We start from the raw sequence: 13,077 nt of genomic DNA, 5'->3' as shown, positions 1-13,077 counted from the left end.
TTGAAATTTGAAAACAAAAAAAAGTAAAAATGGAACTGTAAACAAAATAATCCCATTTTTACTCTAATTTATATTAAGCTTATATTAACTTTCCTTTTTAGCTCTATTTTCAGCTACTTCTTGATCCACTACCTCTTGAGTTATTATCTTTTGATCATAACTTACAGAAGCTACTATAGAATTTAAATCATCAACTACTGTTATTTCATTTCCAAATTCTACATCTGCAATCTTAAATTGATCTCCTGGCTTAGCTCTTCCCACATTTAAATTTACTCCCTTTGGAATATTAGATGGAGAGCACTTTACCTTTATGCTATCTAGATTCTTTTGTAACACTGCATCTAATTTATTTATGTATTCTTCTCCAACGTAATTTATAGGAACAGCTGTTTCTATTTCTTCATTACCTTCAACTTTTTCTAAATCTATATGTAATACCCTTCTAGTTACAGGATCTCTTTGAACTTCTTTTATAAGAGTATTTAAAGAACCCTCTTGTGAATTTATGCTTAAAAGTCCATGTTCACCAGTTACAGAAAGAGCATGATTAAGTTCTAATTCTCCTATTTCAAATAAGAAATTATTAATTCCTTTTCCGTATATAACTCCAGGAACTAATCCCTTTCTTCTGCACTGTCTACTTGAATGTCTAGTCTTTTTTTCTCTTTGATTTACTTGTAAATTTTCCATCATCATCCCTCCTTTTAAGTATTATCTCCAAAATTCATTTTATTATTCATAAACTTTAATGTCTTATATAAATAAAGAGGACTTTCTCAAAATAAATTTTGATAAAGACCCCCTTAAATTAATTTTATTTCTATTTTTATTTTAGAAGTTCACTAGATACAAAGTTTATTTCATATTCTCCAACTAAACCATCTCCATCTAGATCAAAGTCACTATTATTTGATCCAAAGTATTTTGATACCATAGATAAATCCCCTAAATCTATTTCTCCATTCTTGTTAAAATCTGCTTTTAAAGGATTTTTCACTTTAATATTTAAGTTAATTGTGTAGATACTTTCTGTACCATCTTCTGCTATAACTTTGATTTTACTAACTCCTGGTAAAATTTCAGCATTTTTAATTTCAATAGTGGCATTTGAATCTTCTGATGTAGCTGTTATTTCTGGGACAATATTTGTTCCTTCTTCTAAATCTATTTCATAGTCAAACACATCCTTTTTAAAACCTTCCATAGTTTCACCATTAATAGAAATATCACTTAAACTAGCATTGCTACTAGCTACTCTACGCTCTATTGAAGAAATAGTTAAATTATTCATTTTCCCTTTCAATTTATCACTGCCATTAGAATCAGCACCTATAATAAGTGGTAAATCACTAACTTCTAAAGGTGAACTTGGCTTTACTGTCTTATCTAACTCTCCATTTATATAAATAGATGCTTCACCCTTTGAATGTTCAAAAATAACTTTTATATTTGTCCATTCATTTAAAGGAATTGCTTTATTAGATATAAATTGAGTTATTGACCCTTCAGCATGGAATCTTAATTTTCCTTCAGGAGATACATCTATTAAGAATCCACCTTTTCCTGTCCCATTATTTATTTTTTGAGCTATCTTTTGCCAATAATTAGTGTATTCATCTAAATAAACTTCAGTTTCTATAACTAAATTATCATCTAATTTTAATGAATCATTGCTTTCAACACTTATATATCCATCACCAAAATTAGCAGCTTTTCCATCCTTTGACTCTCCTTGAGTAACTGTACCATTTACTTCTCCATGAAAACTATTTTTAGAACTATCTTCTCCTAAGTTAGAAGAATTTTCAAAGTTATAATAAGCAATTATGCTTTCTTCCACAATTACATATGGATTTATTAAAACTCTGTATTCTTTATGCATAGTTTCATCCTTAGATGTAACTCTTACTACTGCCTCCCCTGGGAGTTCTTCTGGTTTTGTAATTTCAATCTTAGCCTCTGAAGTAAAAGCTTCTGCTTCAACATTTAAATTTTGTAAGTTTTCTCCCTTTTTAAGATCATAAGAATATTCATATTTACTTCCATTAAATTCTTCTAGAGGATTTCCATTAATATTTAGAGATTTAAGATCTGCATTACTAGCAGCATGAACTTTTGTTAACTTAGCGTCTCCAAAACTTCCATGGTCTGAGCCTATACTGTCTCCCCCATCTTTTACAACTAATTTAAGTGTATTCTTACCTGCTATAGGCACTTTAACATGTTTTTGTGTAGTATCTCCTGTCATTAATCCACTATCAAAAACTTTCTCATTATCTAAATAAACTTCAAAGGATATAGATGCTACAGTACCAGCCATTTCTTGATCTACCCCAACAAAGGTTTCAAAATAATCATAGTAATCTAATCCTTCTAAACTATATACTATCTCTGAATGAGCATGGGTTCCTATTCCTTTATCATAAGAAACCTTCTCTCCATTTTCACCTTTTAAAGTTATTGTATTTCCATCACAACTAGCATCTTTTTGTATTTCTCCATATCCAGTAGATGCACTTTTCCATTCTAATTCACTTAAATAAACACTGGTTTCAACTGCAACCTTTTCTGATGCCTCTCCTAGTCCCTCTGAATTCTTTGCCACTACATAATATAAATAACTATAACTATCATTTAACGGAGCATTTTCATCAATAAACTCTTCTGTTTTTACATCTTCAGCTATTAATTCAAAGTCCCCTTCACCTTTTCTATAAACATCATAACCTTCTGCAAATTTTGTTTTATTCCATTTTAATGAAACAGAGTTATCTCCATTTCTTAAAGCTTTTAATCCATTAACCTTTTCTGGTTTCTCCATAGGCATTCCTTCAACCTTATATTCTCCATTAACTTCTGTTGGGAACTTAACTACATTTTCTGAAACAACCTCTGGAGTTATTTTATTTCCATTAGCATCAGTTATAATAGCTTCTGTTATTCCTGGATATTCTAAATAACAATCATTTCCTGAACCAGATTTTATTTTTAGGAGATTTAATGAATTATTATTCCAGTTAGCTGAAATCTCAAAATTTCCTCTAGCCTTTAATCCATCAAAGCTTCCATCTTCCCATGCTGTTGGTAATGCTGGCAATGGATTTATTGTTCCTAAATGACTTTGTACAAGCATTTCAGCCATTCCAGAAACAGCTCCCATATTACCATCAATTTGGAAAGGTGGATGAGTATCAAATAAGTTTTCTAAAGTGCTTGTTGTTAATTGATTTTCTAATAATCTATGGGCTCTATCTCCATCTAATAATCTAGCCCAGAGATTTATTTTATTAGCTTTAGACCATCCTGTTCCTCCATCCCCTCTATGATTCATAGTAACCTTAGCTGCTTCATATAGTTCAGGAGTATCTTTTTGATTTATTTGAGTTCCTGGATAAAGTCCTACAAGATGAGAAATATGTCTATGATTATTATTTGGATCATCTATATCATCTTTCCATTCTTGAACTTGTCCATGTTTACCTATTTGAGGTTTTAATAATCTCTCCCTCTTATTTTCAAGTTCTGCTCTAAACTCTTCATCTATTCCTAAAGTTTCACTAGCTTTTATAGTATCTGTGAACAATTGCCAAATAAGTTCTTGGTCAAAAGTTGTTCCTACAGTTCTAGGACCATGTTCTGGAGAATAACTTGGTGAAGAAACTAAATAGGTTTTTCCATCACTATGAGTATATTCAACTAAAAATTGAGTCCAAAACTGTGCAGCTTCTTTCATAATAGGATATATATTTTCTCTTAAATAATCCTTATCATCAGTAAAATTATAATGCTCCCAAAGATTTTGGCTTATCCAAGCATTAGAAGTAGGAGCCCATCCCCAATCAAATTCCCATCCCATAGCTGTAAAGCCGAAAGGATTATTCATTGTATTTACTGTCCATCCATTTTTATTTTCCATTGCCCCTTCTATTCCACAATGCATTTCTGCCGTCTTTCTTCCTGGTTCTCTTAAACTCTCTATATATTCAACTAATGGAATGGCAGTTTCAGATAAATTAGCAACCTCTGCTGGCCAATAATTCATCTGTATGTTTACATTAAAATGATAATCCGAACTCCAAGGTGGATTATTAGAATTATTCCAAACTCCTTGTAAATTAGCTGGCAAACTTCCTTCCCTTGAAGAGGAAATAAGCAAATATCTACCATATTGGAAAAATAAAGTTTCTAAGCTATTGGATTGATTTGTTTTATATTCATTAAGCATTTCATCAGTAGGCTTATCTAATTTAAGTTCTCCTAAATTTAAATTTACTCTATCAAATAAATTTTTATAATCTTCTATGTGCCTACTCTTTAATTCATCATATCCTAAATTTACAGCATTATTAATTCTTTCAGTTACTGCTGAATGTGGGTCTTCTCCTTTATAAGTTGGATATTCATTTATATAATCTGTTCCTGCACTCATTATTATTGTTATTTCATCTGCATTTTCAACACTTATTCTATCTTCTTTATCTTGAATTGATCCTCCAGTATTAATAACCTTAATTTGAGATTCATATTTCATTCCATTATCTTCTATTGCACCACTTAATATCAAAGTATTATTTTCTACAGAAAGATTCTTCCCATTATGGGCGCCTTCATTTCTAACATCTACATTTAGCGAAGAAGCTTTATCAGCCTTTAATTTAATAACCATTACATTATCAGGATAACTACAAAAATATTCTCTCTCATAATTAACACCCTTATAGTTATATTTAACTGTAGATAAAGATTCCTCTATATTAAGCTCTCTTCTATAATTAGTTACCTTACTCTCCTCATGAGACTTAAAATCTAAGAATATGTCTCCAAAATTTTGATAAGCTCCATAAGCTCTTTGATCCCCACATACTCTTTGATATAAATCATTTGAAGGAGTTCCACCCTCAGCTAATATTTTTCTTATTTCTTGTACAGCTTCCCAAGCACCTTCTTTATTTCCCCCATTATAACCTTCCCATGCTCCTGGTCCACCAGACCATAGAGTTTTTTCATTATATTGTATTCTTTCACTTGCTACACTTCCAAAAATCATTCCACCCATATAACCATTTCCAATTGGAAGGGCCTCATTTTCCCAGTTTGTAGCAGGCTCATCATACCATAAAGCTAATTTATCTAGATCAATATTTTCATTTAAAGTGCTTTTTTCTACTTCATTAAATCTACTAGACTTAGCAAAAGTATAAACTGATTGCCCAACTACCATTAAAGAAACTATTAGAGCTATTTTCTTTAAGAATTTCCTTTTCATAAATTCTCCCCCTACTAAAGTAATCATTATATTTATTAATGCATTTTCGCATTTATTATAAATATATGTAATAAATAGGCTGTATCTTTATGTAAAAATTTTAAAAATGATTAAACACTTAAAATTTTTAGACATAATTAGATACAGCACATAAAAATTATTTTAATATATCATTCGTTATAGAATTAAGTTCAAATTCATCAATAACTCCATCACCATTTATATCATACTCTTTAATATTTTCCCCATAATGTTTAGATGCTAATGATAAGTCACCAATATCAACTTTGCCATCTTTGTTTAAATCTGTTGTAGGCATTTCTGGCTCAACTAAATTGTCTTCACTGGTATCCACTAGAGCATAATTCAATTGACCATCAGCTCTACCTCCATGTGGATTTTCACCCTTTAATCTAAAGTTTAAAATATGCTCTCCAGAAGTTAATACTTCACTTTCATATATTACTTGATTTGTAACCCTACTTTCTGCATAAGCATCAACTTCTACAAATTCTCCTCCATCTATTGAAATTTCATAAATTCCATGATTAGGATCCTTTGCTCCTATTAAAGAAATTTGCTTTCCTCTAAACTTGATAGAGAAAGTTGAATTCATATTGTTTGTCCATGCTCCATCAGTCTCTTTATTCCATCCTCCTGAAAAATTAAATTGATGTAATCCATCACCAGTATCCTTTGTTTCTATTTTAATTTGCTCATCATCATTAATAGTAACTGTAGCTCTTGAATTAAATCCTAATATTCCACCTATTGGATCACTTAATTTTAAATAGAATTCCTTAGGCTCTTCTTTTTCCTTATCATCAATGATTGTTATATCAAAAGTTTTTTCTGTTTCACCTTCATTAAATGCTAAAGTACCAGACCATGTTTGATAATCAACTCCATTTAAAGCAGTGCCAGCTAAAGTATCATAGTTAACTTCAAGCTTACCATTACTTCCGCCTTTTCTTATAACCTTAAAAGTAGCAGTTCCTATATTTTCACTTACTTCGTATCCTACCTTTTCAAATTCAACCATACCTTTTCCACCATTGTCTAATACATAAGCTCCATCTATATGAGCCGCTGTCCCTCTAGAACTTGAATTCTTTCTTCCAGTACATTTAACCGTAACTTCATGCTCTCCATCACTTAAATCTTCACTTTCAAAGACTATCTCTTTAGATTTTCTATTAGGAGAATATAAGTCAACCTCTACTGGATTTTCACCATCTATGGAAATTTCCATTATTCCATGTCCTGAATCCTTTGTTCCTGATAAGAAAAACTTAGTTCCATTAAATTTAATATTAACTGTAGCATTAGTTTTACTTGTATAGTGAGCATCTCCACCTAAATCATTTTCTCCATGGATAGTCTCATATACCCATCCATCACTAAAGTTAAATTGTTCTAATTCATTCCCCTTATTATCATCATTTAATACTTTCAATCCAGCTGGTGGCCCTGATGGAAGTTCTATACTAATAGGTTGTTTATAAACTCCAACATTATTTATAAGTGGCACTTCTAATGAACCAGTTATATTAATTCTTATTTTTTCTCCTTTAGTTGGGGATATTCTAATAAGTCTTTTATATCCTATTGTTTTTCCTTCATAAACCTTATTCCAATTTTCTCCTTGTAACACTTCTATATTAAAACTAGATACTCTTTGACCTAATGGTATATACTCTTGCAAAGAAATAACATCAAATTCTTTACTTCCACCTAGATCTATTTCAATAGTACCTGTTTTACTACTATTATCTGGTGCCCAATAGGTATCATAATCTCCATCTACAATTTTATTTGCACCATATGTCTCATCCCTATTAGCAAAACTATCTACTATTACCTCTTTATTTAAAGCTAAATCATCATTAAATAACTCTTTAATTGTTTCACCAAATTCCTTTAATCTATTAACATCATTTTCATGTAACTTTCCTTCCTTATTAGGGGGAACATTTAATAATAAAACTGAATTTCTCCCTATGGATTTAAAATAAATATCCATCATTTTTTCTAAGGATTTAACTTCATTATCTTGAGATTCATGGTAAAACCAACCTGGTCTTATTGATACATCTGATTCTCCAACTACCCAATCTGATCCACCTTCTTCTCCATTATTCAAATATGTTGGATTTTCCCTTTCTTTCATTTTTTCAATATCTATAGTTGACCAGCAAGGCTCTCCTGCATATCCTTTTTCATTTCCAATCCATCTAATATCTGGACCCTGTGGACTAAATATTAAACATTCTGGTTGTAATTCTTTTATAAGAGCAAACCATTCTTCAAAGTTATATTCTTGCTTAACATTTGATCCCTTTGCTCCATCCATCCAAACTTCAGCTATAGGTCCATAGTTAGTTAATAACTCCCTTAGCTGATTCATGTAAAACTCATTATAATCACCACCATTACCTTCTCCATAATGTTCTGAATTTTGGTCCCATGGTGATAAATAAACTCCAAATTTTATATTATATTTAGCGCAAGCTTCTGAAACCTCTTTAACCACATCTCCCTTTCCATTTTTCCAAGGACTACTAGCTACATCATGCTTTGTATATGCACTATCCCACAAACAAAATCCATCATGATGTTTTGCAGTTAATATAACCCTTCCAAAGCCTGCATCTGCCAAAGTTTTTACCCATTGATCAGCATCTAAATTAGTAGGGTTAAAAATTTCTGGATTTTCTGTTCCATCTCCCCACTCTCTTCCTGTAAAGGTATTCACACCAAAGTGTATAAATGCTGTAAGTTCCTCTTTTTGATAGCTAACCTGTTCTTCTGTTGGAATTGCTCCAAATGCTTCTGTTACATATTTCATATTATTTATAGTATTTGCCTTAGTTAATATAGATCCTTGTGCCATACTAACTAAAAAAGTCATTGCCATTGTAGTTGCTAAAAAACTTTTTATAGCCCTAACTTTCATACTTCCTCCTTAACTATATTTATCCTATATATGTTTATTCAAATAACATAATATTTATTACAATAAATATTAAAAATTATTTATTTTTTTGATTTTATTTAAAAAAATATATTATATTAAAGAGTAATATTATAAAATAAACCTTATAAATTATTGGTGAAATTTAATAATTTATAAGGTTTATTATTTAGTATTAATATAAATGGCTTTTAAAATTTACTTGTTATTTTAAGTACTCTAAAGCCATTTTAGCCTGATCTGTAAATATAGCATCTACTCCATAATTTTTAAGTTTATCTATATCCTCTTTTTCATTTACTGTATAAACATTGACTTTTACACCTTCATTATGTGCTTTTTCTACCAGTTCTTCTGAAACAAGGGATTTAGCAGGGTGTATTGCATATGCATTTAAACTTTTAGCAATATCAAGAATATTAGGCATTTCTTTTTCATAAAGTACCCCTAATTTAATATCTCCATTTAACTTTTTAACTTTTTCTAAGGCCTTATGATTAAAACTTGAAATAAGTATTTTTCTTTCTAGATTATATTCCTTTATTAAATCTAATACATCCTTCTCAATATTTTCATAATCTATTACATCATTTTTAATTTCTATATTTAAAACTATATCCTTATCTTTTATAAGATTAAAAACATCTTCTAATAAGGAGATTTTACAATCATCATTATTTTCAAAGCCTTCTTTATTACACTTAAAGCTTCTAAGTTCTTCAAAAGTATAATCCTTAACTTTTCCATTTCCATTAAAAGTTCTTTTTATATCCTCATCATGTATTATTACCAATTTTCCATCTTTACTTTTGTGCACGTCAAGCTCTATTCCATATATATCTAATTTTAAAGCCTCTTTAAATGCTAACAAAGTATTTTCTGGATATCTATAACTAAATCCTCTATGTGCAAAAACTTTCATAAGTTAATTCTCTCCTTTGTAAATAACTCTATTATCTATATTTTCTATTGAGTTACATCCTGTTAATACCATAGCTGATTTTAATTCACCTTTTAAAGAATTCACATATTCTTCTACCCCTTTAGCTCCATGAGCAAAGGTAGCTGTTATAAAAGGTCTTCCTATTAAAACGCAATCAGCACCTAAGGCTATCATTTTTAATATATCAACTCCAGTTCTTACTCCACCGTCAACTAAAATTTTAACTTTTCCTTTAACTCTAGCTGCTATCTCTGGTAGCACTTCACATGAGGCTGGAGTTTGATCTAAAACTCTTCCTCCATGATTAGATACTACTATGGCATCTACTCCTGCTTCTACTGCTAATTCAGCCTCATCTGGCGTCATTATTCCCTTTAATATAAAAGGTAATTTTGTTGAATTTACTAATTCTTTTATTTCCTCTAAGTTTTTAGGTTCAACTGGTTTTCCATTCATAGCTAAAGTTATAAGTCCAGCTGCATCTATATCCACGCCTACAGCAAAGGCTCCTGCTTTTTCTGCCATTTTTATTTTTTCTATTACAACTTCATTTTTCCAAGGTTTTATAAATATAATTCCTTGTCCATTATATTCTTCTATTACTTCTAAATTAGTAGCTAAACATAAGTCTACTGCTGTATCTCCTACCATAGGATATATACCTGAATCTAAGCATCCCTTAACTACTCCCTCAATATATTCTCTTTCACTAACTTTTCCACCCATATTTAACATAGTTCCTGTTATAGGAGCTGCAAAAAGTGGTAACTCCATATTCTTACCGAAAATTTCAATATTTGTAGTAGGGTTTTTAGCATCATGAATTGTTCTCATATTAAGTTTTATTTCCTCTAAGGCCGCTACATTTCTTATAAAAGAATCTCCTGTTCCTTTTCCTCCCATGCCAGGAACTTCTCCTGCACATGCTACTCCATTACAAACTTTACATACTCTACAACTTCCATTATAAAGTTCTCTAGCTTTATCTCTCATATCCTTATTCATCTATACATTCCTCCTAAAAATCATTTTCTGTTTTAACTTTAAATCCATTTTGAAGTAGAAGTTCACAAGTTACCCCATTTCCTTCTTTTTTCTCTCCATTAAAATTTCCTGAATATATAACTCCAAGACCACAAGATGGACTTTTTGCTTTTAAAATTACATATTCTGCATTTATGCTCTTTGCTATATTTAAAGTTTCATAAGCCCCTTTAAGAAATTCTTTTGTAACATCAGCTCCATCCTTACCAAGTACTTTTGCCTTTCCTTCTAGTACATCTTTTCCTGTTCCACCCACTATTTCACTTGGTATTCTTGGAGTTTTTAGTCCTCCTAATTGTTCTGGACAGGCAATCACTGCTTTTCCTTCCTTAAGAAGCTTTAATATATTTTCATTTAAATTATTTTCACCATTGTATTTACAATTAACTCCACACAAACACCCACTAATTAAAATCACAAATTTCTCCTCCCTAAAACTTATTAAAATAAATTTACTCCTAGTTTTATAAAAATTTATCCATTATTTATTAACAAAATTCTATTTTATTATAATCCTTAAAACTTCATAAAAAAAGTATTTATCTTTTAAAGTAAAAAAGAGTTATATCAAAAAGTTAATAATAAATCTTATAAACATTAAGAGGTTTATAATATTTATTATATGTTATTTGATATAACTCTTTATTTTTAAAGTTTTATCCTTCTAATTTAAACTTAATCTTATCTCCACTTTTTATTATTTCTCCTGCACTTATGCTCTGTTCCTTAATTTCACCTTCTCCTTCAAATTCTCCCTTTAATCCTAAGGATTTTAAAATTTCTTCTGCCTCTTCCTTATTTAATTTTCTAAAATCAGGAACTACTATTTCCTTTTCATTTCTATCAAATCTACTTCCAGCATACAAGGTTATACTATCACCCTTTTTAACCTTATAGCCTGGTATAGGTGTAACTGAAGTAACAAAGGTTCCATCCCCTTCAATTACACAATTAACTCCTAATTCATTTAAAGTTTTTTCAGCACTAGTTACCTTATCTCCTCTTAAATCAGGGATTATTACACTTTCATCTTTCGCATCTAATTGCCCTTCATTTAATGAAATATAGTTAAATATATTATTAAATAATTCTCCTGCAAAAGGAGCTGCAACAATTCCTCCAAAATGTTCTCCATTTTTAGGATTATCTATTATTACTATTAAAGATACTTGTGGATTATCATATGGTGCAAATCCAGCAAAGGACGCTATATACCCTGCTCCATAAGTACCTGTTTCAGGATCTACCTTTTCTGCTGTACCAGTTTTTCCTGCTACTTTTATTCCTTCAATACCAGCATCCTTTGAAGATCCATTAGAAACAGTAGATTCTAAGGCCTCTTTAACTCTCATAGTACTTTTTTCATCTACTATATTTTCTTGTATTTTAGGCACAAAAACTTCATCTATAATTTTTGTCCCATTATCATCCTTATGACTTAATTCTTTCATAATATGAGGCTGAATTAAATCTCCTCCATTTGCAACAGCATTTAAGGCTGTCATAAACTGAATACCATTCATTGTATTAGTTTGTCCAAAGGATATAGTTGCTAAATCCACAGCACTTATATCTTCTACATTTTTAACTATTCCTGTAGCTTCTCCCGGTAAATCTATTCCTGATTGAGTTCCAAATCCAAAAAGTTTAATATATTCATTTAACTTTTCTGCTCCTAATTTTGCACCCATTTCCATAAAAGCAACATTACATGAATTTTCTAATGTTTGGTTAAAATTTTGTACTCCATGTCCACCAGGTTTCCAACATTTTATATTTTTCCCTGCTACATTTAAACTACCATCACAATAATAAACCTCATCTTTTCCTGCTATATTTTCCTCTATGGCTGCTATAGAAGTTATTATTTTAAATATTGAACCTGGCTCAAAGGCATCTGAAACAATTGTATTTCTCCACATGTTTTGTAGTTTTGCTGATTCATCTTTCCCCTTAAATGCCTCACTACCCTCATAAGGATTATTAGGATTAAATCCAGGTTTATTTACCATTCCTAAAATTTCTCCATTATTAGGGTTCATAACTGCAATGCTTACTGAGTCTGCATTATGTTTCTTTAAGGCATCTTCAGCTACCTTTTCAACAAAGTATTGTATATTCTCATCTATTGTCAAAGTCATATCTTTTCCATCTACAGGTGGAGTAAAACTTGTTTCAGAATAAGGATTTGAAGTACTATTTCCAGAGACTTCACTAACTCTTACTCCTGGGATTCCCATAAGTTCTTCATTATAATAAAGTTCTAATCCACTTAATCCTTCTCCATCTGCATTAGTTGTTCCTAAAGTATGAGAAAGAAAATCTCCATTAGGATAATATCTTTTTGTATCCTCTGATACTATTACTCCATTTATATCTAGCTCTTTAACCTTATCAGCCTTTTCCTTTTCTATTCTTCTTATTAAGGTAGCAGAGTTTGCTGGATTTCCTGATGGATATGTAAGTTCTATTCTTGATAAAACCTTTTCTTCATCCATCTCTAAAGCTTCAGCTAATAATTTTGCAATTTCAATATTATCAGTATCTTTCTTATCAATATATTTTCTTAAGGTTATTAAATCTAAATCTACTCTAAATACGTTTGCAGTAACTGCTAACTCCCTATTGTTTCTATCTAAGATACGCCCTCTTCTAGCATCTATTTGTATTTCATTGGTCCATTGTTCTTCTGCCATAGCCTTATAATCTTTTGATCTAAATATACTTATGTAAAGCAATCTACCTGATAAAGCTAAAAATAATATTGCTATGGCTAATAAAAAAGCTAATACTCTACCTTCATTAAGTTTAATTTTTTTATTTTTCTTTTTTGCTTTCACCTAACAG

General features: G+C 30.4%; 7 protein-coding genes. All 7 read right to left on the bottom strand.

The window, feature by feature from the left end; genetic code table 11:
• Positions 1-84: 84 nt before the first annotated feature.
• The 7 genes from I6G60_RS05980 to I6G60_RS05950 all read right to left on the bottom strand — a co-directional run bounded on the left by I6G60_RS05980 (position 85) and on the right by I6G60_RS05950 (position 13,070).
• On the bottom strand, positions 85-696 hold the full coding sequence (locus I6G60_RS05980) for a 50S ribosomal protein L25 (RefSeq protein WP_003469843.1): 612 nt from the start codon (positions 694-696) through the stop codon (positions 85-87).
• A gap of 133 nt (positions 697-829) precedes the next feature.
• On the bottom strand, positions 830-5,269 hold the full coding sequence (locus I6G60_RS05975; RefSeq protein WP_057231752.1) for a glycosyl hydrolase family 95 catalytic domain-containing protein: 4,440 nt from the start codon (positions 5,267-5,269) through the stop codon (positions 830-832).
• A 157-nt stretch (positions 5,270-5,426) separates the two neighbouring features.
• The gene (locus tag I6G60_RS05970; protein WP_110016134.1) at positions 5,427-8,225 is read right to left on the bottom strand and encodes an alpha-L-fucosidase; all 2,799 of its coding nucleotides are present in this window, start codon (positions 8,223-8,225) and stop codon (positions 5,427-5,429) included.
• A 223-nt stretch (positions 8,226-8,448) separates the two neighbouring features.
• Complete coding sequence (locus I6G60_RS05965) at positions 8,449-9,165, bottom strand: glycerophosphodiester phosphodiesterase (protein ID WP_003460154.1); 717 nt, start codon at positions 9,163-9,165, stop codon at positions 8,449-8,451.
• 3 nt (positions 9,166-9,168) lie between these two features.
• Positions 9,169-10,191 (bottom strand): alpha-hydroxy-acid oxidizing protein, encoded by a 1,023-nt coding sequence (locus tag I6G60_RS05960; RefSeq protein ID WP_003460161.1) that lies wholly within the window; start codon positions 10,189-10,191, stop codon positions 9,169-9,171.
• A gap of 13 nt (positions 10,192-10,204) precedes the next feature.
• Positions 10,205-10,648 carry a DUF523 domain-containing protein gene (locus I6G60_RS05955; RefSeq protein ID WP_011590978.1) on the bottom strand — a complete coding sequence of 148 codons (444 nt, stop codon included), beginning with the start codon at positions 10,646-10,648 and terminating at the stop codon, positions 10,205-10,207.
• 238 nt (positions 10,649-10,886) lie between these two features.
• Positions 10,887-13,070: a stage V sporulation protein D gene (locus tag I6G60_RS05950; protein WP_110016133.1), complete on the bottom strand. Its 2,184-nt coding sequence runs from the start codon at positions 13,068-13,070 to the stop codon at positions 10,887-10,889.
• Positions 13,071-13,077 lie beyond the last annotated feature (7 nt).

It is taken from the genome of Clostridium perfringens (assembly GCF_016027375.1).
Lineage (GTDB): Bacteria > Bacillota > Clostridia > Clostridiales > Clostridiaceae > Sarcina > Sarcina perfringens.
This window is presented reverse-complemented; position numbering and strand designations above follow the sequence as displayed.